Consider the following 22,132-nt stretch of genomic DNA (forward strand, 5'->3'; position numbering starts at 1 on the left):
GGTACGGGTGCTCCTCAGCGGTCGGCGGCGACGGGTTCCGGTGCGGGGCCGGTCTGCACCGGGCCCCAGGGGAACGGCGGGTCGGGGATCTCGCGGCGCAGCACCGGGGCAATGGCCGACTGGAAGAGGGCGAGCGAGTCCCGGTGCTGAGTAGCCGTCAGGCCACCGGCGTCCGCATGGAGATGGAGGACGGTGTGGCCGAACTGCTCGTGGTAGCGGTGCACTTTCTCGATGATCTGCTGCGGGCTGCCGATCAGGGCCGAACTGCGCTCCACGAAGTCCTCCAGGGTGGGGAAGACCGGTTCGAGTCCGAGCCGCTTCTGGAACGCCAACTGCCCTTCGAAGACGGGCCGGTAGGCGCTGACCGCCTCCTGCGACGTACGGGCCGCGTAGTAGCCGGCCGTCCCGGCGCCGACGGCGATACGGGCCGGGTCGTGGCCGTGGTGCTCCCAGCGTTCGCGGTAGTAGCGGATCAACTCGGCGTACGGCTCGACGGGGTTGGAGACGTTCGCCGAGAAGAGCGGGTCGCCGTAGCGGGCGGCGAGGTCGACGGACTCCCTGCTCGTGGCGCTGCCGTGCCAGACACGGACGGGCTGCTGGAGCGGTCTGGGCCACACCTCGGCGTCCACCAGTTCCGGGCGGAAGCGGGTCGCGGCGGTCACCTTGTCCTGCCGCCAGAGCGTGCGGAACACCTCGTAACTCTCGGCGTTGCGGTCCCACTGGTCCTCGGGCGTGACGTGGAACAGGTCGCGCTGGGCGGCTCCGTTGCCCTTGCCGATGATCAGTTCGAGGCGCCCGCCGGACAGGTGGTCCAGGGTCGCGTAGTCCTCGTACGCGCGGACCGGGTCGAGGAGGCTGAGGGTCGTCACCGCCGTGAACAGGCGGATGCGGGAGGTGAGGGCGGCGATGTGGCTGAGGACGACGGGCGGCGAGGAGGAGATGAAGGGGCGCTCGTGCCGCTCCCCCACGCCGAAGCCGTCGAAGCCCAGCTCCTCGGCCAGCAGGGCGTTGTCGAGGACCTCGCGGAAGCGGTCGCCGGTGGATTTCTGGATGCCGGTGACCGGGTCCGGCGCGTGCACGATCAGGGTGATCGCCAGGAACTTCACGAGGCGACCGCCCGCTCGCCCTGAACCGCGGAGCCGGACCGGGCGGCGGGCCGGGACAGACCCAGGTGGTCGCGCAGGGTCGTGCCCTCGTACTCCGTGCGGAAGACTCCGCGCTCCTGGAGCAGCGGGACGACCGTGTCGGCGAAGGCGTCGAGGCCGCCGGGGGTGATGTGCGGGACGAGGATGAAGCCGTCGCCGGCGTCGGCCTGCACGAACTCATTGATGGTGTGCGCAACCGTCTCGGCCGAGCCGACGAAGGCCTGCCGGTTGCCGGTCTCGATGGCCAGGTCGCGGATGGACCACTTGTTGGCGGCGGCCCGCTCGCGCCACTCACGGGCGGTGGCCAGCGGGTCGCGGTACATGCGCACCTGGGCCCGGCCGCGGGCGAGGGTGTGCTCACCGAGGTCGGGGTCGATGTCGGGCAGGGGCCCGTCCGGGTCGTACGCGGACAGGTCGCGGTTCCAGACGAACTCCAGGTGCTTGAGCGCGGTCGCCCCGCTGACCTGCTGGCGGCGCACCTCGCGGGCCAGTTCGGCGGCGTCGGCGTCCGTGTCGCCCAGGACGAAGGTCGCGGCGGGCAGGATGAGCAGCTGGTCGGGGGTCCGGCCGTGGCGGGCCAGGCGGCCCTTGACGTCCGTGTAGAAGGCCTGGCCCTCCTTGAGGGTGGCGTACCTGCTGAAGATCGCGTCGGCTCCGGCGGCGGCGAACTCGCGGCCCTCCTCGGAGTCGCCGGCCTGGAAGATCACCGGGCGGCCCTGCGGGGAGCCGGGGACGTTGAACTGCCCCTCGATGTCGAAGTGCTGCCCCTGGTGGACGAAGGCTCCGGCCTTGGCGTCGCTCAGGAACGTGCCGGTCGCCGGGTCGGCGACGATCTCGTCCCCGTGCCAGGAGTCGAAGAGTTCGTTCGCGGTGGCCAGGAACTCCTTGGCCCGGGAGTAGCGCTCTTCCTGCGGGAGGAAACCGCCGCGGCGGAAGTTCTCGCCGGTGAAGGCGTCCCAGGAGGTGACGACGTTCCAGGCGGCGCGGCCGTCGGAGAGGTGGTCGAGGCTCGCGAACTGGCGTGCCACCTCGTAGGGCTCGTTGAAGGTGGAGTTGATGGTGCCGGTCAGGCCGAGGCGTTCGGTGACGGCGGCCAGCGCGGACAGGATCGTGAAGGTGTCGGGGCGTCCGACGACGTCCAAGTCGTAAATCTCGCCGCCCTGTTCGCGCAGGCGCAGGCCCTCGGCGAGGAACAGGAAGTCGAACTTGGCGCGTTCGGCGGTGCGCGCGAAGTGCGCGAAGGAGCTGAACTCGATGTGGCTGCCCGCCTCGGGGTCGCTCCACACGGTGGTGTTGTTGACGCCGGGGAAGTGGGCCGCGAGGTGGATCTGCTTGACGGGCTTGCGGGGCTCGCTCATGTTCGTGGGTCCTTCCGGCTCAGGCGGTGGTGACGGCGTCGGCGGCTGCGTCGGCCGCTGCGGCTGCGGCTGCGGCTGCGGCTGCGGCTGCGGCTGCGGCGTAGCGGTTGGCCGGGCGTTCGAGCCCGAGCAGTCCGCGCAGGGTGTCGGCCTCGTACGCGTGCCGGAAGACGCCGCGGCGCTGGAGTTCGGGGACCAGACCCCGGGTGATCGCCGGAAGGTCGTGTCCCGCGACGGCGGGGCGCAGCCGGAAGCCGGTCAGTCCGGCCTCGCTCAACTCCTGCAGCAGGTCAGCCAGTTGGGACGGTGAGCCGGTGAAGATCCGGGCGTCGCTCGTGTAGGGGTACCCCGCGAGGGCGTCGAGCCGCTCCTTGCGGGCCGCGGCCTCGGCGGGATCCTCGTCCAGGAAGACGACCAGATCCCCGAAGAGGTGCAGGGGCTCCCCCGCCCGCCCGGCCGCGTCCTGTTCGGCACGCACCGCGGCGACGATCGCCCGGGCCTGCCCGGTGTCGTGCGGGGTGACGAACCCGAGGTCCGCGGAGCGGCCCAGCAGCCGGAACGGCGCACCGGTCACGGTCTCGTGCGCGAGCGCCCCGACGGGCGGCTGCCCCTGCGGGGGCCTGGGCGTGATCGAGGGTCCCTTGACGCTGAAGCGCGCGCCCTCGAAGTCGATGTAGTGCAGCTTCTCCCGGTCGATGAAACGGCCGGTGGCGACGTCCCGGATCTCCGCGCCGTCCTCCCAGCTGTCCCACAGCCGCCGCACCGCTTCGACGTAGTCGGCCGCCTCGTCGAAGAGGTCGACCGTCAACTCCTGTACGGCGGGGCTCTCCAGGTCCTCGATACGGAACGACGGGACCGTCCGGCGGCCGAAGTGCGCGGCCTCGTTACGGCGGGCCGACACCTGGATCCGTACGCCGCCACGGCCGGTGCTCACATAGTCCAGCGTGGCGATGGCCTTCGATATGTGGAACGGCTCTGTGTGCGTGGCCACCACGGTCGGCAGCAGACCTATGTGGCTCGTCAGCGGGGCCACCCGGGCGGCGATGAGGACGGCGTCGAGCCGGCCGCGGACCTGGTCGGTGCGGCCGTCGGGCTCGGTGAAGTGCGAGGACTGGAGACCGAGGGCGTCCTCGATGGTCACGAAGTCGAGCAGACCGCGTTCGGCCTCGGTGACGAGGTCCGTCCAGTACCCGGCGGTGAGCAGGTCCCGGGGGCGGGCCACCGGTTCGCGCCACGCGGCGGGATGCCAGCCGGCTCCGTCGAGCGCGACGGCGAGATGCAGGGCGGAGGAAGAGGGCAGGGCTGAAGAAGGTACTGACGACACGACGGGGGTGCCTTCCTGATCGACCGTGGAGGAAGCCGGCCCTCACTGCGCGGAGGGCGGGGCCGCGGAGGTACGGGTCAGGGACGACAGAGTGCGCCGGCGACGCGCAACAGGTCGATGTGCTGCCGCGAGTACAGGCGGACGCGGCGGCGCGGGGTGAGCTTGGGGACACGGAGGCGGGGCGTTGGGCGTGGTCGTCTCACGTGCGTCACCTCCGTCCTGCGGCTCGTCTCCTCGTCGACGCTGACAACAGTACGGCTGTTCCTTTTCTTCCGGCAGTACGAATTTGATCTCGGCGGTTCGTTGTCGTGTGCGGGTCGGTGGGGGCTGAGCGCGCAGTTCCCCGCGCCCCTAGGGGGCGAGGGCGAAGCCCCGCCTTCAGGGGCGCGGGGAACTGCGCGGCCAACCCCCACCGACCCGCACGGGCCACTGCCCACCTATTGAGACGTCGTCTCGGCATCTTGACGACACTCACGCAGCGCACCGACACTTGCGGGGACGGTCACGATTGTCAGCGCCCGTCGGACAGGGTCCCCCGTCCGTGCGGTCATCGGCCCCGGCCCGCTGACAGGCAACCCTTCCACCGCGACGGGGTGCCCCGGGTGACGACCGGGTTCCGCCGGTGCGGCGGGACAAGCGTGGTCTCGCCTCGTGCGAGCCCCGACCGGGACGGGTGGGAATTGCCCAGGAACGGCTTGACGAGGCGACTGCACATCGATCTGTTGCGCGTCTCCAGCGCTTACTAGTCCGCCGCCGGTCCACCCGGTCCTTCCGGTCCGCTCGATCCGGACCCGTCGGACCCGTCGGACCCGTGGAGCCTGCCGGACGTGCACGACACAGCGCAGTCACTCCGTTTCGCCACTGGTGCCCACAAGGCGGCCAGGGCTTCCGCGATTCCCTCTGGAGAGCCATGCCCGAGACAGTTTCCCGCGGTTCGAGCACAGGTACCTTCGCCACGGCCGCGCGTACGGCCGGCACCGGCGCACCCGCCTGCGGCACGGTCGCACCGAGCGCGACCGCACGTCCGCACCGCTTCCGCGGCCGCATAGGTGTCGGCCTCGCCGGCGGCTTCTACCCGGCGCCGCACCGCTATCAGCTGTATCTGTCCGAAGGCTGTCAGCGTTCGCTGCGCGTCTCGATCACCCTCGCCCTGCTGGGACTTGAGCACTCGACGGCCACCACCGTGCTGACCTGCCCCGCCGAGACGCCGGACGCCTTCGCCTCGCTGCGCCGGGCCTACGAGGCGACCTGGCACCACTACGACGGTCCGCTGACCGCGCCCGCGCTGTGCGACCGGTGGAGCGGACGCGTCGTCAGCAACCACACGCCCGACATCCTGCGCGACCTCGCCGACCTCGCCGACCTCCGGGACGACGAAGGGCCCGGCCTGCCCGCGCTGCGTCCGCCGGCCCTCGCCGCGGAGATCGACGCCCTGCGGGAACTCCTCACCCGGGACGTCACACCGGCCTCCCCGCCCCACGCGCGGGCGGCGACACTGACCCTGCTCGATCATCAACTGGCCGCCATCCCATATGTGTTGGGGGAGGCGATCACGGCCGCGGACGTGGATCTCTGGGTGGCACTCACTCATCTCGACACGGCCGGCGGCGCCCTGTCCGCGTACCTCCACCTGGACGGGTACGTCCGGCGGCTCGGCCGGCACCCGGCCTTCCTCGGCGGCGGACGCACGGGCCGTTAAACGGCCGCCCGGCCGCCCGGCCGCCGTTGCGAACAGGGTGTTTCCGTTCTGCGAACAGCGGGCCCGGGCCGACGACACACCTCCCCCGCCGGTGTGAGCATGTCCGCATGATCAAGGGAGAAGTCAGGGAAGAAGCCGGCAAAGAGGCCGGGGTGGGGACCCGGGCCGCCCGGCGGGGGCCGGCGGTCCGCTGGGTGTCCGAGGAGTGGGACGCCCCGGCCCCGGCCCGGCTGCGGGAGCAGATGTCCGCCGAACTGGCCCCGCGCTACGCACCGGTCGAGCACCGGCGCGTACGTGCGCCGCAGCCCGCGGCCGAGGAGATCGTCGTCACCTGGGTCGCCTACTCCGACGGTGTGCCGGTGGCCACCGCCTCGCTGCGCAGGCTGCCCGACCGGCACGAGGTGAAGCGGGTGTTCGTGCACGCCGACTACCGCGGCCGGGGGCTGGCGCGAGCGGCCCTCGCGGCGGTGGAGTCGACCGCGCTGACCCTCGGCGTCGACCGGCTGTGGCTGCAGACGGGCGCGCTCCAGCCGGAGGCGCGGGCGCTCTACGCGCGGGAGGGCTGGCAGGAGGTGCGGCCGTACGCCCCGTACGACCGCAATCCGTTCAGTGTCTGCTTCACCAAGGCGCTCACGGAGCCGGCGGAGACGCCACCGTCACGCTGAGCCCTGGTTCAGGCGGGGCGGATCACGCTGTGGATCGCCGCCTCGCCGGCCCAGTAGATCGACTCCTCGCGGATGGCGACGCCCGGGCTCGGTGCGTGGATCATCATGCCGTTGCCCGTGGCGATGCCGACGTGACCGACCTGGCCGCTGAAGAGCACGAGGTCACCGGGCCGGATGTCCGACACGGGGACCATCGTGCCGGCGGTCGCCTGGTCCTGGGCGGAACGCGGGAGCGCGACTCCGGCGACCTTCCAGGCGGCCTGCGTGAGACTGGAGCAGTCGTACGAGCCCGGTCCCATCGAGCCCCATACGCACGGCTTGCCGATCTGGGCGCGTGCGAAGTCGACGGCCCTGGCGCCCTGTCCGCCGTACCCGGGGTCGGGTGCGGCATAGACGGGCGTGCCGTAGGGGGGCGTTGTGTAGGCGGACGCAGGAGCCGGGGCGGGAGCGGGGGCGGGAGCAGGAGCGGGCATGCCGTATCCGGGGTTGGCCGCGGCCTGCATGTCGAGGGCGACTCCCGTGGCGATGGGTGTGCTCGCGTCGACGTACATGCTCGTGTCGCTCCGCCGGCCACCGGCGTAGGGGGCGCCGGCGTACTGGTCGACCCCGGGGTACGCGCCGTTGCCGATGCTCTGGTCGGCGGCGGCACCCGCTCCCGTACCGGGTATGCCGGGGTACATGGCCGTACCGGCGTACATGTCCGTGCCCGCACGCATGTCCGTGCCGATGGCCGGCTGCTGCCACGCGTCCGCGCCGGGCGAGGCCGCGCGGTAGTTCTGTGCCTGGGCGGCAGGGCCCCAGGCGCCCTCGATCGCCTGGAACGGCTGCAGTTCCGCGACGGGTGCGGCACCGCGCCGGGCCGCGTGTCCGGCCAGCAGGTCACGGGCCTGTCCGAGCTTGCGCTGGTTCCGCTGCTTCGAAGTCCGCAGCGTCGCCTGCGACGGTCCGCCGGACGTCCCGGGCAAGGCCCGGTCGGCCGGCTGACGCTGGGCCGGAAGGGCCGGCAGCGCGGCGGCGGGTCCCGCGGTCAGCTCGGCGACGGGCCGCGCGGTCAGTTCCGCGACGGGCCCGGCTCCACCTCCGGCACCGGGGCCGGCGCTCGGACCTGCGGTCAGCTCCAGGACCGGCTTGTCGGAACCCTCACGTCCTGCGCGCCCCTCACGGCCACCGCCGCCCGGACGGCCGCCCGCGTCGGCGGGCCGCGATCCGGCAGAACCGCGGTCCGGCATCCTGTCGGGCGGCAGCACCGCCGGGAAGACCGGGCCCAGCTGCGAACGGCCCACGTCGAACCACTTCTTCGCGACGTCCGGCAGCGGGGCGGCGGCATCGCTCGCTCCGCCCCGGCCGCCCCTGTCCCCTGACGCCGGCCGGGCGTCGCGCGTCGTGGTGCTCATCGCTCGGGTCACGTTGATGTTGCCCGTGGCGTTCTCGACACGGTCGTAGAGATTGGTGATCCGCTGCTGTACTTCCTCGCGGCTGGGTTCATCACCCCGCTGCGCGGGAATGCCTGCGGAGGCGAACTGGTCCACGGAAGAGGGGGCCGCCTTCACGAGGGCGGAGCGGGACATGCCGGGGAGGCCGGTGCCTCCGGGGCGCTGCGTTCGTTCCGGCGCGATGGGAGACGACTCCTTCCGTGCACCGCCTGCCGGGCCGGCTGTCGGGTTCGGGCGGACTGTTCCGAAAGGCATGCCCTACGGCCTCTGCCCGGGGGACAGTTGGGCCGATTCACCCTGAAGTCGACTGGACCTCCGGCTCCGGCCGCCACGAAGGCCGGTCGGATTCGGCGGAGACCGCGCGACCCGGCGAGGTTCACCGGAGGGAGTCGTACGGCCCAGCCGTCAACTTAGCCAACTTGTGTGTCTCGCGTGAAGATTGAAGTGCGAAGTGTCCGATATGTAATTGTGACCTTCGTCGTACCCGACGGTGACCTTGGACCGTTGACCACCTCACCGCGACCGGTCCGTCACTCACGGTTCACCCGGGCCCAGTCGGGCGCGGAGAGACCGAGAAGTTCCTCGATCCGGGAGTCGTCCGGCAACGGGCCGTGATCGCCGGTCACTTGGAGTGCCGAACCGGCCGTGATGTGTCCGAGTCGCAGCGCGCGCTCCATGTCGGCGCCCCGCAGCAGACCGCTCAGGAACCCGGCGGCGAAGGCGTCCCCCGCGCCGACGGGCTCCACCACGTCCGTGCGCAGAGCGGGCACGGTCCAGGAGCCTTCGTCGCTGAAGACCGTGGCCGACCGGCCGCCGTCCTTGACGACGAGGAGGCGCGGATGCGGCAACAGCCGTCGTACGCCGTCCGGTTCGAGGTCGGCGTCCCACAGGTCCTGTGCCTCGTCCAGGCCGACGAAGGTGAGGTCGGCGCGGTCGGCCAGCTCGCGCAGTACGGGCGCTGCCGTGCCGGGCGGCCACAGCGCCCGGCGGTGGTTGACGTCGAAGCTGATGGCGTACGGGCGTTCGTCCGGCGGGGTGGCCAGGGCCTCCTCGACCAGACTCCGGCAGGACGGGGACAGGGCCGGGGTGATCCCGGTGAGGTGGACGAGGGAGGCGGACCGCAGCCGGTCGTCCTTCAGCACGTCGGGGCCCAGGGCCGAGGCCGCCGAGCCGCCGCGGTAGTAGTGGACGCGGGTGCGGGTGGCGGCCGGCTCCTTCACGAGCAGGCCGGTGGGCCGCTCCGGGTCGTGCCGCACTCCCCCGACGTCGACACCGGCCGCGCCGACCGCGGCACGCACCCGCCGTCCCAACGCGTCGTCGCCCAGCGCCGAGAGCCAGGCGACGGGGATGCCCAGGTCGGCCAGGTACATCGCCACGTTCGACTCGGCCCCGGCCACCGACACCCGCAGGTCCTCGGCGCTCTCCAGGGACTCGGCCGGGGCGGGGGCGAGCGCGGCCATGGTCTCCCCGACGCAGACCACCGGCCCTTCGCGGGGCCGCCAGTCGGCGCGGGCTGCGGACGTGCTGTTCATGCCGCTTCCTTACGGGGCGAGTCGGGGCCGCGAAGGTCGGGGGCGTGGCTCCGGTACGTGTCCGCCGGTCTCCCGGGTACGCCGACCCGGGCCGTGAACACGGCGCCGTCGTACGGGCCGGGCGCGGCGAGGCCCACGCGGGCGCTGGTGACGTACAGAAGGTCCTCCCGCAGGCACACTCCGGCGGGCTGCCGCGCGGGCAGCCGCAGGGTGCGGTCGAGGCGGCCGTCCCGCAGATACCTGCGTACGGTGCCGGTGCCCCACACCGCGATCCACACCGCGCCCTCGGCATCCACCACCATGCCGTCGGGGCTGCCGTCGTCGACGGTGACGTACGCCTCCGGGGTGCCGAGGGCGCCGGTGGCCGGGTCGACGGGGTAACGCCGGACGACTCCACGGGCGCTGTCGGCCAGGTACATGGTGCGGCCGTCGGCCGTGAAGGCGGGCCCGTTCGGCACGGTGATGCCGTCGAGGACGCGGACCACCGTGCCGTCGTGGTCGACGCGGTAGAGGGAGCCCGCTCCGTCGTCGGCCTCGTAGGCCATGCTGCCCGCCCAGAAGCGGCCGGAGGGGTCGGCGGTCCTGTCGTTCATGCGCATGGGCCGTGCGGCGTCCGCATCGGGTTGTGCCAGCCAGCGCGGCGGGGTGTCCGGGGCGAGCAGACAGATGCCGGTTCCCGCGGCGGCGATCCAGGTGCCGGGGGCGTCGGCCACAGGGGCCACCGCGCCCAGGGGGAAGGACAGGTGGGCCAGTTGCCGGAAGGGCTCGGCGGGACGGTCCGGGGTGGCGGTGAGCAGGCGGCCCGCGAGGATGTCCACGAGCACGATGCCGTGGTCGTCCGTCCAGCGGACGCCTTCGCCGAGTTCGAGACGGTCGGGGCCGAGGACGACTGCCTCTGCCCCTGTCTCTGTCCCTACCCCCGTCTCTGCCGCTGCTTCGGTTTCGGCTTCGGGGTGGGTCACGACGTGCCCTCGTTCGCCACCGCGAGGAACGCCCGCGCGCGGTCCCGCAGCGCGGTCAGGCTGCCGCCGTCGGCCGCGTCCCCGATCAGCGGTGAGCCCACGCCGACGGCGGTCGCCCCGGCCTCCAGATAGGCGCGCGCGGCGGCCCCGTCGACCCCGCCCACCGGCACGAACAGCTCGTGCGGGAACGGGCCGCGCAGCGCCTTGAGGTAGGCGGGACCACCGGCCTGGGCGGCGGGGAAGATCTTCAGTGCGGCGACGCCGAGGGTCCGCGCGGCCAGGATCTCGGTCGGGGTCATCACCCCGGCCAGGACCGGCAGCCCCAGCTCGCGTGCCGCGGTGACGCCGTCCCCGAGCGCGGGGGTGACGGCGAAGTCCGCACCGGCCTGCCGGGCGGCGCGGGCGTCGTCGGTGGTCAGGACCGTACCGGCGCCGAGGGGGCGGTCGAGGCCGAGTTCCTTGCGGGCCCGCTCGATGACCGACAGGGCGTCCTTGCCGCTGAGGGACACCTCGATCAGCTCGATCCCCTCTTCGGCCAGGGCCAGCACGGTGCGTACCGCCGCCTCCGGGTCGTCGCCGCGCACGATCGCGACCAGGCGGTGGGCGGTGAGAGCCGCTCGAAGATCCAGCAGGTCCATGCAGACTCCTTGTGGTACAGGTCGGTTCAGGTGCAGCGGCAGTGCGTGGTGAGCGTGAGCCGCCACCGCACCTCGCCCGACACGGGTACCCGGGCCGCGTCGCCGGGACCCGCGTCGGCGAGGTCGAAAACACGGCCGAGCATGGGCTCGACGCCTGTGCTGCGGTAGGGGCGCCCGGCGGGGAAGCCGCCCAGGTTGCGCCAGAGGGCGACGGAGGTGGGCTGCCCGTCGGCCTCCAGGGCCAGTGACAGCCGGTCCCGGCCGTCGTGGACACAGCAGCCGGGGGCGTCCACGACGGCGCCGACCGCGGTGCCGTCGTCCGGACCGAACCGGTCCATACGCAGTCCGCAGGGGGCGGGCCAGTCCCCCTCCACCCACGCGGCGCCCTTGGGCCACGGCCCCGGCAGCAGCGGGGCCGCCTCGGGGAAGAGCCGGGTCCGCGCCCCGTCGCCGAGGCGCACGCTCGCCCGGTCGGACAGATCGAGCAGGGCATGGGCGGCCCACACGAAGCGGAAGCCCGCGTCGGCCGTCAGCACGTAGTCGGCCTCCGCTCCGGCGGGGGTGCCGCGGATCGTGCGACTGAGCGTGAACAGTTCGCAGCGGACGACGTACCGGTCGCCGTCACCCCGCTCCGGACCCGGGACATGGTCCGGATCCGGTGTTGGGACCCGTGTCCAGGGCCGTGTCCACGCGTCCCCGTGGTCCGGTCCGCCCCGGACCGTGGGGACGCATTCCTCCAGGCCGCCCGCGTCCACGAAAGCGTCGCCGGGTGCGGCCCCCGCCCGCTCGGGGGCCTCGCGGTGCCACAGCCACTCCCGGCCGGCGGTCGTGCGCAGGGAGGTCCAACGGCCGCCGTGGGCGGGGTCGGTGACCACCTCCAGCGGCATGCTCACCACTCCGCGAAGGAGCCGTCGGCGTGCCGCCACACCGGGTTGCGCCAGGCGTGTCCCGACCGGTCGGCCGACCGTACGGCGGCCTCGTCGATCGTGACGCCCAGACCGGGGGCGTCGCCGCGGGAGGCGTGCCCGTCGACGAAGCGGAACGGCTCGGGGTCCACCAGGTACGACAGCAGGTCGGCGTCCTTGTTGTAGTGGATGCCCCGACTCTGCTCCTGGATAAGGAAGTTGGGGGTGGCGAAGGCGACCTGGAGGCTGGCCGCCAGGGCGATCGGGCCGAGCGGGCAGTGCGGGGCGAGCTGCGCGCCGTGCGTCTCGGCGAGCGAGGCGATGCGGTGCACCTCCGAGATGCCCCCGGCATGGGACAGGTCCGGCTGGGCGACCGCGATGCCCGCGGTGAGCACGGGCAGGAAGTCGGCGCGCCCGTACAGGCGTTCACCGGTGGCGAGCGGGATCGGGCTCGCCGCGACGAGGCCGGCCAGCAGGTGGCCGTGCTCGGGCACGACGGGCTCCTCGACGAACAGCGGGTGCAGGGGCCCCAGTTCGGACAGGACACGGCGGGCGCCCGCCGCCGTGAAACGGCCGTGGAAGTCGACGGCGACATCCCGGTCGGGGCCCAGTGCCTCGCGGGCGGCAGCCACCCGGCCCACGATCGCGGCGGTCTCGGCCGGGGTGGGGATGGGCGAGGTGGCCCCGGCCCCGTTCATCTTCACCGCCGTGAAGCCCGCCTCGACCTGGGCGGCTATCTGCTCGGTCAGCTCGGCGGGTTCGTCGCCGCCGACCCAGGCGTAGACGCGGACGCGGTCCCGGACCGGGCCGCCCAGCAGGGCGTGCACCGGAGCCCCGTACGTCTTGCCCGCGATGTCCCACAGGGCCTGGTCGAGCCCGGCGACGGCACTGGAGAGAATCGGGCCGCCGCGGTAGAAGCCGCCCTTGGACAGCACCTGCCAGTGGTCCTGGATGCGCAACGGGTCCTGGCCGACGAGGTATTCGGCCAGGACGTCGACGGCGGCGCGCACGACCTCGGCCCGCCCTTCGACGACCGGTTCACCCCAGCCGACGACACCGTCGTCCGTCTCGACACGGCAGAACAGCCAGCGGGGCGGGACCAGGAAGGTCTCGATACGGGTGATCTTCACTGGGAGCGGGAGCCTTCCGTCGCGTCGGGCACAGGGCTGTCATCGGCGTCGCCGAGGCGGTCCAGGTCGCGGCCCGCCTGGTCGAGCAGGGCCCGCATAGCGGTCTCGGCGGCCCGCGGGTCCCGGTCGCGTACGGCGTCCAGGACCGCCCGGTGCGCCGGGACCGGGTCCTCGCTGTGCGGGGCACTGTGCACGATGCGGTCGCGGTGGGCCAGCCCGGACTCGATCACCATCTCCATGCGTTCGAGGAGTTCGTTGTGGGTGGCGGCCAGCAGGGCCCGGTGGAAGGCGAGGTCGGCCTCGACGGCGTGGGCGGCGTCGCCACCGCCCTCCCCCATCGCGTCGAGCGCGCCGTCGAGGGCCGCCAGGTCGGCGTCGGTGCGCCGGTCGGCGGCCAGCCGCACGGCGGCCGGCTCGATGATGGCGCGCACCTCGGCGAGGTTCCGCAGCAGCGCCTCGTCGGCCTCGGAGGTGCGTCCGCCCTCGAACTGCCAGCGCAGCACGTCGACGTCGAGGAGGTTCCACTCGGCACGGGTGCGGACGAACGTGCCGCGTTTCTGGCGGGCGTCGACCATCCCCTTGGCGGCGAGCACCTTGAGGGACTCGCGCAGAGCGGTGAGGCTCACGTCCAGCTCGCTCTGCAGCGCCACCAGGTCCAGCGTGGCCCCCTCGGGGATCTCGCCGCCCAGGATGCGGCGGGCGAGGACTTCCACGGTCTGGCCGTGCACGCCGCGGCGGGCATAGGGCGTCATTGTCGTACGGCCTTTCTCTGCGAGGTGGGCGTATGCGTGTGAGGGTGCGGTGTCGTGGTCATGCGGAGGCCTTGACCACGCTCCAGCCGCCGTCCACCACCAGGCTCGTCCCGGTGATGTACGAGGCTTCGTCGGCACTGAGGAAGGCGATGGCCGCGGCCACCTCGTCCGGTGAGCCGAAGCGGCGCGCGGCCGTTTCCGCGATACTGCGCTCCCGGTCCTCGGGTGTGACCCTGTCCCAGGCGGCGGTCAGGATCGGGCCGGGTACGACGGCGTTGACGCGCACCTCGGGCCCGTACTCGACGGCGAGCTGCGAGCACAGGGAGAGCAGGGCGCCCTTGGAGGCGGCGTACGCCGGGTGGCCGGGGATGCCCCTGTTCGCGTGGACGGACGAGGTCAGTACCACCGCTCCCCGGCGGGTCCGCAGGTCGGGCAGGAGGGCCCGGAAGCCGAGGAAGGCGCCGGTGGTGTTGACGGCGAGCTGGCGCTGCCACGAGGCGAGGGACATCTCGTGGGCGGGCGTCACCTCGACGGTGTAGGCGTTGCTGACGAGGACGTCCACGGGCCCGAAGTCGTGGGCGGCGGCCACGATCCGGGTCCAGTCGTCCTCCGCGGCGACGTCGGCCCGTACGAACCGTGCGTGGCCGCCCGCCTTCGTGATGCGCGCGGCGACTCTCTCGCCCCGGTCCTCGGCGAGGTCGGCGAGGACCACGGCGGCCCCCTCCTCGGCGAGGCGTTCGGCCGTGGCGGCTCCGATGCCGGAGGCCGCGCCGGTGACGACGGCCGTGCGGCCGGCGAAGCGGGCGCCGGGCGGTCGTGCGGGCTGCTCCATCGTGGGGTTCGACTCCTTCGCGTGCGGGGGACGGCCGTCCGTCCCGAAAACATATGCCGGACCGCTGTCACCGCCGCCGCAGCACCACCAGCTCGGCGTCGTGGCCCTCGCTCCAGGTGAACGGCAGACCGTGGTGCAGCAGGTGCGCCCCGCTGTACGTACGGCCCGACCCGGCGTCGTGGTAGCGCGTTCCCGGGTCGAGGCCGCGCAGTCTCAGCCGGTCGGGGCGGCCGGGCAGCAGCGGGGCCCCGTCGAGGCGTCCGGTGCCGAGGGCCGCGACGACCGTGCGCCCCGACCGCGGGTCGTCGTACTGCACACCGCAGGTGGGGTCCTGGGGGCTGCCGAGGAGGTGGACCTCACCGTGGTGGACGACGTCGCGTACGTCCTTGTAGCGGGCGATCCACCGGGCGGCCTCGGCCCGCTCCTCGGGTGTCCAGGCGCGCAGGTCGGCGCCGATGCCGAGGACTCCGCACATGGCGTTGACGAACCGGAAGGCGAGACTGCGCGGGCGCGGGTCGAAGATTCCGGGGGCGTCGGTGACCCAGGAACTCATGACGTGCGGGGCGTGGGCGTGCAGGAAGCCGTACTGGACGGACAGCCGGTCCAGCGGGGCGGTGTTGTCGCTGGGCCACACCACGTCGGTGCGCGCGACGGTCGCGTGCTCGATGCGTGCGCCGCCGCCCGCGCAGCCCTCGACCGTGACGTCCGGGTGGGTGGCGCGCAGGTGGTCGAGGACGCGCAGGTATCCGGCGACGTGCTCGGCGTCCAGGTCGAGCCGGGCGTCGGGCGGGGCGGCCGGGCGGCCGCGTTCGGTGGGCGGCCGGTTCATGTCCCACTTGAGGTAGCTGATGTCGTACGCGGTCAGCAGCCGGTCGAGCGTGCCGATGACGAAGTCCTGGACGTCGGTACGGCCGAGATCGAGGAGCAGTTGGTTGCGGACCAGGCGGGCGGGGCGGCCCTCGATCCGATAGGCCCACTCGGGGTGTTCGGCGTACAGGCGGCTGCCGGGGCTGACCGCCTCGGGCTCGACCCACAGGCCGAAGTCGAGGCCGAGTCCCCGGATGTCGTCGACGAACCGGCCGAAGCCCTGCGGGAAGGCCGCCGGGTCCGGGTACCAGTCGCCGAGGCCCCCGGTGTCGTCGGTGCGGCCGGTGAACCAGCCGTCGTCGACGACGAACAGTTCGGCTCCGATGTCGGCGGCGGCCTTGGCCAGCTCCAGCTGCCCGGCCGCGTCGACGTCGAAGCCGGTGGCCTCCCAGGAGTTGTAGAGGACCTTGCGGGGCCGGTGCAGCCGCTCGCCGGAGAGCCGGCGTTCGTAGCGGTGCCAGACCCGGGAGAGCCCGTCGAGGCCGTCCGGGCTGAACGCGCAGGCCAGACGTGGGGTGGTGAGGGTTTCCCCGGGCGCCAGGAACACGGCGCCCTCGTGCGGGACCCGCCCGGCGCGGACGCGGACGAGACCGCCCGGTTCGGCCTCCGCGGTGATGTGCCAGTTGCCGGACCATTCGAGGGCGATGCCGTACGCCGCGCCTCCGCCCCCGGCTGTCCCGTCCGCGCCGTCCTGCACCGCGAGCCAGGGCGCGTACGCGTGGCCGGGGGCGCCCTGGACGCTGCCCATGGTGAACGTGCCGCGTGGCAGGTCGAGTTGGGTGCGCTGGAACTCCTGCGACCACTGGCCGGTGAGACAGGTCAGCCGGGCGGCGCCGGTGACGGGGATGTTCACGGCGGCCGAGTCGAGCCGTTCCAGACGCAGTTCGCCGGAGGTCGCGGTCAGTTCGGTCCAGCGCAGGATCACGTCCGTGCCCGGCACCACCTCGTAGCAGAGGACCGTACGCAGACCGAGGACGTCGTCGGTGAAGGCGAGCCGCAGACCGCTGCTCCCCTCCCCGCCTCCGGGACTGTCTTCCTCCGCGCCGTCGAAGTGCCACCACGAGCCCCGCTCCCCGCCCGGCCGGGACGCGACGAGCTCGCTCCCGGTGAACGGCCGCAGCCCGTACGGCAGATACTCGGCCGGTGCCGCGTCCGCGGGCGTGATGAAGTGCGTGCGCCGCGACCAGTCGAGGGCGGACGGGCCTTCCTCGACACCGGTCGGACCCCAGGCCTCCAGTTCGGCCCACGGCCCGTCCGGGGACAGCCGCACGGTGTAGCTGCTGGTCTCGGCGCGCAGGATCCAGCGCTCAGGCGTGGTCACTTCACCGCTCCCAGGTTGAGGCCGGCCACGAAGTGCCGCTGGAACCGCAGGAACACGATCACGGTGGGCGCCGCGGCGATGACGGAACCGGCGGCGATGACGTTCCACATGGACACGTACTGCCCCTGGAGTCCGATGAGGGCGGCGGTGATCGGCATCTTGGTGTCGCTGCGCAGCACGGTGATCGCCCACAGCAGGTCGTTGAAGATCCAGGTGAACGACAGTGCGCTGAGGGCCGCCAGGGCCGGACGGGTCAGCGGCAGGATGATCCGCCAGAAGATCTGCCAGGGCCCGGCGCCGTCGACGACCGCCGCCTGCTGGATCTCCGGTGGGATCGACCGCATGAACCCGTGCAGGACGAAGACGTAGAAGCCGACACCGAAGCCGATCTGTACGCCGACGAGTGCGGGCAGGGTGTCGTAGATGCCCAGCAGTTCGCTCAGTTTGGAGACGGGGATGAGGAGGATCTGCGGCGGGAGCAGGTTGCCGCCGAGCATGAGCAACAGCAGGGAGCGGCGGAACGGCATGTCGTAGCGGCTGAGTCCGAACGCGGCCATGGCGGCCAGCGCGAGCGTCACCAGGACGGCCGGCACGGTGACCAGCAGGCTGTTGATCAGGGCGCGCTGCTGGCCGCCGTCGTTCCAGGCCTGGCCGAAGTTGCCGAGGGTGAAGGAGTGCGGCAGGCTGCCCAGGCCGTGCGCGGCGATGTCGTCGAAGGACCGCAGGCTGGTCACCAGGACCAGGGCGATGGGCAGCAGCCACAGGACGGCCAGGGTGCCCGCGCCGAGGTGGAACCCCGCGGTGGCGGCCCGCCTGCGGCGCAGCGCGGTGGCGGAGACGGACGGGGCGGAGGAGGAAGCGGTCGAGGAGGCGGAGGGGGCTGACGGGGCGGACATCAGTCGGCCTCCCGGAACGCGCGGACGAGATAGGAGCAGATGACGCCGAAGGCCAGCACGAAGATGACGACGGCGAGGGCGGACCCGTAACCGAGGCGCAGGGACTGGAAGGCGGTGGAGTACATGTACGTGCTCAGCAGTTCCGAGGAGTGGTAGGGGCCGCCCCTGGTCAGCGACCACACGACGTCGAAGGAGCGCAGTGAGTCGATGACGATGACGGACAGGACGACGGCGTTGACACTGCGCAGCTGGGGCAGGGTGACGTGCCGCAGCCGCTGCCAGGCACCGGCGCCGTCGACCTTGGCGGCCTCGTACAGCGCCGGGTCGATGCCCTTGAGGCCGGCGACGTACAGGACCATCACGTAACCGATCTGGCGCCAGAGCGCGGGGACCATCACGGCGTACAGGGCGGTGTCCTGGTCGGCGAGCCAGGCGTGGCGCAGGGTGCCGAGGCCGACCGATTCGAGGAGCTGGTTGAGGACTCCGTCGGGCTGGTAGATCGCCTGCCACACCAGGGCGGTGGCGACCAGGGAGAAGACGACGGGCAGGAACAGGGCGGCGCGGTAGAAGCCGACGCCGCGCCGTTCCTGCTGGAGCACGAGTGCGGCGCCGAGGCCCAGGACGGCGGACAGGCCGCCGAAGAGGAGGAGCCAGAGCACGGTGTGGCCGGTCGCGTCGAGGAAGACGTCGTCGTGGGCCATCTCGCGGAAGTTGTCCAGGCCGACGAACTTCGGTGCGGAGACGCCGTCCCAGCTGGTGAGGGCGAGGTAGAAGCCCTGGATCGCCGGCCAGAACACCCACAGCGCCTCGGCGAGCAGGGGGACGAGGACGAAGGCGAGGACCAGCGGGGGTGTGCGGCGCGGGCCCCGGTTCCGCCTGCCCCGGGGCGGCGGCGGGGCGGGCGCCTTTCGGTCGGGGGCGGTCAGGACGGCCGTGTCGGGCATGTCAGGCGTTCCAGATCTTCGCGGCGTCGCGCTGCCAGTCGGTGAGGATGGAGCCGATCTGCTTGGGTTTGGCGATGAACTTGGTCAGCGCGTTGTCGGCGGTGGGCTGGAGGGCGTCGCTGGAGTCCCGGTTGAAGAACTGGGTGATCTCGGCGGCCTGTTCGATGTGCGCCCGGCCCTTCTTCACCAGGGCGGTGCCCGAGTCCTTGGCGTCGGGGTTGCATGGCAGGACCGTGCCGGAGGAGCCCTTGATGTAGATCTCCTGGGCCTCGGCGGTGGCGAGGTAGCGCATCAGGTCGACGACCTGGTCGTGGCGGCCGGTGCGGGCGCTGGCGAAGTAGCCGTCCGTGGGGGCTTCCTCGGCGAGCGGGACCTTCGGGTCGATGACGGGGAAGCGGAAGAAGTCGATGTCGTCGAGGGCGTCCTTGGGTGCGGCGTCCGCGAAGAAGGTGCCGATGAGCATCATGCCGCTGCGGCCGTTGAGCAGGGAGGTCGTGGCGTCCTGGAAGGCGACGGCCGTGCCGTTCGGGTCGAAGTAGGGCAGCAGTTCCTGCCAGCGGTCGAAGACCTTGCGGACCTCGGGGTCGTCGAACCGGTGCTTCCCGGCGAGGAGTTCACGGTGGTACTCGGCGCCGTTGATGCGGATGTCCAGGTAGTCGAACCAGGCCGAGGCCACCCAGGCCGTGTTGCCGCCCGCGCCGAGACCGATGGGGTCGACGCCCTTGCTCTTGAGCTTGTCGCACAGGTCGAGGAAGTCGTCCCAGCTCTTGGGCTCGCTCACGCCCCACTTGGCGAAGTTCGACTTGCGGTAGAACATGCCCCACCAGTAGTAGGTGGTCGGCACGAAGACCTTCTTGCCGGAGGCCGAGGTGCAGAGGCTGTTCAGGGCCTTGGAGTAGCCCTTGAGGCCGGGCGAGGACCAGACCTCGCCGAGGTCCAGCAGCAGGTCCTTCTTCGCGTACGCGTCCGCCACCGACCCGGGGTACCAGGTGTAGACGTCCGGCGGGTTGGCGGAGGTGAGGTAGGTCGGCAGCTGGGTGCGGAAGGTCTCGGCGGCGACCGTGTTGAGGCTGGCTTTCGCCGACCCCTTCTTGGCGTACGCGGCGACGACGTCCTCCATCGCGGCCTTGGCCTGCGGGGCGGAGAGGTTGGACTGGAGGGTCACCGAGCCCTTGGACGAGCTCTTGCCGGTGGAGGTGGCGGTGACACAGCCGCTGAGCAGCGCCGCTGTCCCGGCGGCGCCGGCACCGGCGAGAAACCGGCGTCTGCTGGTCTGGTGGTTCGTCATGGAGGGCTCCCTGTGGATCCGCGCTGATCCAGATTCGCGTGACGCTCACGCCACGTCAAGAATAATTACTAATTTATTTGGACGGGGTGAACGACGTCAGGTGAACCCGACCGTCGACGCCCCGGTACACCGCGTCCACACCGACCGTGCCGTCAGGCCCGGCCACACCGGCCACCGCTCCCAGCGAGCCCTCGAACGCGGCGCTCGGGAACTCGTCCCGCTTCGTCCAGCCCTGCCAGGCTCCGGCCTCGTAACGCCGCTGCCAGAGCGTGTAGTCGGCGGCGCGCGCGTACAGCACGACGCTGTCCCCGGCCGTGACGAGGGTCGGGCTGCCGCTGACGGTTCCGCCGAGTGACGTCCACGGCGACCACTCCCCCGTCGCCGTCCGGGTGCGCGTCCACACGTCGTCGGCGGCGGTGCGGACGGCCACGTGGATCCGCCCGTCCGAGCCTGTGACGGCCGACGGCCGCCCGTACGTCGACCGCCCGTCGGGTGCGCCGAGCGAGGACCATCCGGTCGACGGGCCGCGCTGCACGACCTCCCCGTCCGTGCCGCGGGCGACCAGCGTCCAGTGGCCGGGGTCGGTGAACGCCACCGTCGGCGCGTCGGTCACCACGCCGCCCAGGCTCTGCCACGCGCCCCAGCGTCCGTCGGCGAGGACCCGCCGGTGGACGCGGGAGTCGGTGCCGCGCACGAAGACGTCGATCCGGCCGCCGGCCGAGGCGTACGCGGCGGGCTGCCCGAGGAACCTGCCTCCCGTGGGACCGCCGAGGTCCCGGGTCCGGCCGCCCCGTCCGCTGCCGTCGGACGTGGTGGTGTGCTGGACGAGGGAGCCGTTCGGTCCGCGCAGGAACGTGGTGAGCGTGTCGCCGTCGCGAACCACGGCGGGGCTCGCCGAGGCCTTCCGGCCGAGGCTGCTCCCGGGCAGGGCGTCGGCGCCGGTCAGCTTCAGGAACGCGGTGCCGTGCGCGGGCACTTCGACCGTGTACGTGTCGCTGTGGGCACCCCGGTTCGCACGGGCCCGCAGGTCACGGACGTCCACCGCCCCGCCGAGCCCGACGTCGGAGAACCGGACCGTGCGCTCGGCCGGCTTGTCGGAGCGGTTGAGCAGCACGACCGCACGCCTGCCGTCGCCCTGGAGGACCTTGCTGTAGACGTCACCCACGGAGTCGCTCGCGACCCGCACACCCTGGACGGCCAGCGGGTCCTGGTCGACGGCGACGATCTCCGGGTTGCGCAGCGTCCTGAGCATCGAAGGCGACAACGTACGCGGATCGGAACCCAGGACGAGCGGCGAGGCCATCTCGGCCCACATCACGAACTGCGTGGTCGACTCCTCCTCCGTCAGCTCCAGCGAGCCGTCGCTCATGCGCCGCGTGGGGATGAGGTAGTCGGGGTCGTTGTAGTGGCCGGGCCCCTGCGCCTCGGGGTGCCAGGCGTTGGCGTCCAAGTTGCGCAGCACGTTGGGCCACTGGCCGGGGCTCGGGGTGCCCCACGCGATGTCCGTGCCCGTGCGCCAGGAGTCGGCGATCGTCGGGGCGTAGACGTACGAGTTGTGCGCGTCCTGCTCGGGTGTGTGCGGCACACCCCAGTCGTCGGTGAGGGGGTTGCACAGGTTCAGGAGCATCGTGCGGCCGGACTTGGCGACCGCGTCGCTGAACTCCTTGAACGCCGGGCCCGGATCGAGCTTGGCCCCGATCCCGCACAGGAAGTCGACCTTGACCGCGTCGATCTTCCAGCCGGCGAACTGCCGTGCGTCCTCGTCGTAATGGCCCCTGCTGCCGAGTCCGCAGCTCTTGCCGCCGTCGTAGGCGCCCGCGTCGGTGTAGATGCCCGCCTTCAGGCCCCGCTTGTGCAGGTACGAGACCAGCGCCGGGATGCCGGAGGGGAAGCGGTCCGGGTGGGCGACCAGGTTCCCCTGCGCGTCGCGCGGGTTGTCGGCCTGCCAGCCGCCGTCGAGCCACACGATGTCGTAGCCGCTGTCGCGCAGACCACTGCTGACCAGCTTGTCCGCGACGGAGCGCACCTCCTTCTCGGTGGGCGCGCCCAGGCCGTAGTAGGTGTTCCAGCCCATGTAGGGCGTGGGCGCGAGACCGCTGTCGTAGTACTCGGGCGCGCCCTGGTCGACGCCGGTCCCGGTCTCGGCCCTGCCGGTGCCGGCCGTGGCCGCGGGGGCCGCGGTCACCGCCAGGACCGTGGCGATCGCGGCCGTGGTGGTGCGACGGGTCAGTCTCCGAGCCGCGGGTGTGCGGACCTGCGGGTGTGAAATCACTTGCCTCTCCCGATGGTTGGGAAGCACGAAAGCGCTGGGAAGCACGAGGGCGTGACGTGGGCCGCGCTGTGGCAGCGGCCGTCGGCGTCACGGCGAAGACTGTGGCCCGTGGCCGGAAACCCTGTCAATATTAATTCCTAATTTAATAGAAAGAGAGACCGGGTCTGTC

At 72.4% G+C, this 22,132-nt stretch carries 19 protein-coding genes and 1 riboswitch; of the genes, 2 read left to right on the forward strand and 17 right to left on the reverse strand.

Annotated elements, in window-relative coordinates:
• Positions 1-14: 14 nt before the first annotated feature.
• The 4 genes from ACZ60E_RS05450 to ACZ60E_RS05465 all read right to left on the reverse strand — a co-directional run bounded on the left by ACZ60E_RS05450 (position 15) and on the right by ACZ60E_RS05465 (position 4,264).
• Positions 15-1,106 (reverse strand): LLM class flavin-dependent oxidoreductase, encoded by a 1,092-nt coding sequence (locus ACZ60E_RS05450; protein WP_469438421.1) that lies wholly within the window; start codon positions 1,104-1,106, stop codon positions 15-17.
• Positions 1,103-2,503: an NtaA/DmoA family FMN-dependent monooxygenase gene (locus tag ACZ60E_RS05455; RefSeq protein ID WP_469438424.1), complete on the reverse strand. Its 1,401-nt coding sequence runs from the start codon at positions 2,501-2,503 to the stop codon at positions 1,103-1,105. The genes ACZ60E_RS05450 and ACZ60E_RS05455 overlap by 4 nt, the downstream gene beginning before the upstream one ends.
• Positions 2,504-2,522: 19 nt before the next feature.
• Positions 2,523-3,827 carry an LLM class flavin-dependent oxidoreductase gene (locus tag ACZ60E_RS05460; RefSeq protein WP_469438427.1) on the reverse strand — a complete coding sequence of 435 codons (1,305 nt, stop codon included), beginning with the start codon at positions 3,825-3,827 and terminating at the stop codon, positions 2,523-2,525.
• Between the two features lie 77 nt (positions 3,828-3,904).
• Positions 3,905-4,264: a putative leader peptide gene (locus tag ACZ60E_RS05465; RefSeq protein ID WP_469438429.1), complete on the reverse strand. Its 360-nt coding sequence runs from the start codon at positions 4,262-4,264 to the stop codon at positions 3,905-3,907.
• A gap of 63 nt (positions 4,265-4,327) precedes the next feature.
• Positions 4,328-4,472, forward strand: a riboswitch (SAM riboswitch).
• Positions 4,473-4,737: 265 nt separating this feature from the next.
• Here ACZ60E_RS05465 and ACZ60E_RS05470 point away from each other — a divergent pair.
• The gene (locus tag ACZ60E_RS05470) at positions 4,738-5,526 is read left to right on the forward strand and encodes a glutathione S-transferase family protein (protein ID WP_469438431.1); all 789 of its coding nucleotides are present in this window, start codon (positions 4,738-4,740) and stop codon (positions 5,524-5,526) included.
• A gap of 107 nt (positions 5,527-5,633) precedes the next feature.
• Positions 5,634-6,191 (forward strand): GNAT family N-acetyltransferase, encoded by a 558-nt coding sequence (locus ACZ60E_RS05475; protein WP_469438433.1) that lies wholly within the window; start codon positions 5,634-5,636, stop codon positions 6,189-6,191.
• An 8-nt stretch (positions 6,192-6,199) separates the two neighbouring features.
• Here ACZ60E_RS05475 and ACZ60E_RS05480 read toward each other — a convergent pair whose 3' ends face one another.
• From ACZ60E_RS05480 to ACZ60E_RS05540, 13 genes are all read right to left on the reverse strand, one after another.
• Positions 6,200-7,759: a C40 family peptidase gene (locus ACZ60E_RS05480; RefSeq protein WP_469438435.1), complete on the reverse strand. Its 1,560-nt coding sequence runs from the start codon at positions 7,757-7,759 to the stop codon at positions 6,200-6,202.
• Positions 7,760-8,154: 395 nt separating this feature from the next.
• Positions 8,155-9,156: a sugar kinase gene (locus ACZ60E_RS05485; protein WP_469438437.1), complete on the reverse strand. Its 1,002-nt coding sequence runs from the start codon at positions 9,154-9,156 to the stop codon at positions 8,155-8,157.
• Positions 9,153-10,118, reverse strand: coding sequence for an SMP-30/gluconolactonase/LRE family protein (locus tag ACZ60E_RS05490; protein WP_469438439.1), 966 nt, complete (start codon positions 10,116-10,118; stop codon positions 9,153-9,155). Before ACZ60E_RS05490 ends, ACZ60E_RS05485 begins: the two co-directional genes overlap by 4 nt.
• Positions 10,115-10,747: a bifunctional 4-hydroxy-2-oxoglutarate aldolase/2-dehydro-3-deoxy-phosphogluconate aldolase gene (locus ACZ60E_RS05495; RefSeq protein WP_469438988.1), complete on the reverse strand. Its 633-nt coding sequence runs from the start codon at positions 10,745-10,747 to the stop codon at positions 10,115-10,117. Before ACZ60E_RS05495 ends, ACZ60E_RS05490 begins: the two co-directional genes overlap by 4 nt.
• 35 nt (positions 10,748-10,782) lie before the next feature.
• On the reverse strand, positions 10,783-11,643 hold the full coding sequence (locus tag ACZ60E_RS05500) for a hypothetical protein (RefSeq protein ID WP_469438442.1): 861 nt from the start codon (positions 11,641-11,643) through the stop codon (positions 10,783-10,785).
• 2 nt (positions 11,644-11,645) lie between these two features.
• Positions 11,646-12,791, reverse strand: coding sequence for a galactonate dehydratase (gene dgoD, locus ACZ60E_RS05505; RefSeq protein WP_469438444.1), 1,146 nt, complete (start codon positions 12,789-12,791; stop codon positions 11,646-11,648).
• A complete protein-coding gene (locus ACZ60E_RS05510; RefSeq protein WP_385837240.1) occupies positions 12,788-13,543 on the reverse strand; it encodes a FadR/GntR family transcriptional regulator in 756 nt (251 codons plus the stop codon). Before ACZ60E_RS05510 ends, dgoD begins: the two co-directional genes overlap by 4 nt.
• 58 nt (positions 13,544-13,601) lie before the next feature.
• Positions 13,602-14,375, reverse strand: a complete 774-nt coding sequence (locus ACZ60E_RS05515) for an SDR family NAD(P)-dependent oxidoreductase (protein ID WP_384807367.1) — start codon at positions 14,373-14,375, stop codon at positions 13,602-13,604.
• 67 nt (positions 14,376-14,442) lie between these two features.
• Positions 14,443-16,563, reverse strand: coding sequence for an alpha-galactosidase (locus tag ACZ60E_RS05520; protein WP_469438447.1), 2,121 nt, complete (start codon positions 16,561-16,563; stop codon positions 14,443-14,445).
• The gene (locus tag ACZ60E_RS05525; RefSeq protein WP_469438449.1) at positions 16,560-17,459 is read right to left on the reverse strand and encodes a carbohydrate ABC transporter permease; all 900 of its coding nucleotides are present in this window, start codon (positions 17,457-17,459) and stop codon (positions 16,560-16,562) included. Before ACZ60E_RS05525 ends, ACZ60E_RS05520 begins: the two co-directional genes overlap by 4 nt.
• Positions 17,459-18,403 carry a carbohydrate ABC transporter permease gene (locus tag ACZ60E_RS05530; RefSeq protein WP_469438451.1) on the reverse strand — a complete coding sequence of 315 codons (945 nt, stop codon included), beginning with the start codon at positions 18,401-18,403 and terminating at the stop codon, positions 17,459-17,461. The genes ACZ60E_RS05525 and ACZ60E_RS05530 overlap by 1 nt, the downstream gene beginning before the upstream one ends.
• 1 nt (position 18,404) lies before the next feature.
• Positions 18,405-19,691, reverse strand: coding sequence for an ABC transporter substrate-binding protein (locus ACZ60E_RS05535; protein ID WP_469438453.1), 1,287 nt, complete (start codon positions 19,689-19,691; stop codon positions 18,405-18,407).
• 73 nt (positions 19,692-19,764) lie between these two features.
• A complete protein-coding gene (locus ACZ60E_RS05540) occupies positions 19,765-21,963 on the reverse strand; it encodes a DUF8189 domain-containing protein (RefSeq protein WP_469438455.1) in 2,199 nt (732 codons plus the stop codon).
• Positions 21,964-22,132 lie beyond the last annotated feature (169 nt).

The sequence above is a fragment of the Streptomyces sp. NPDC102514 genome (assembly GCF_055584525.1).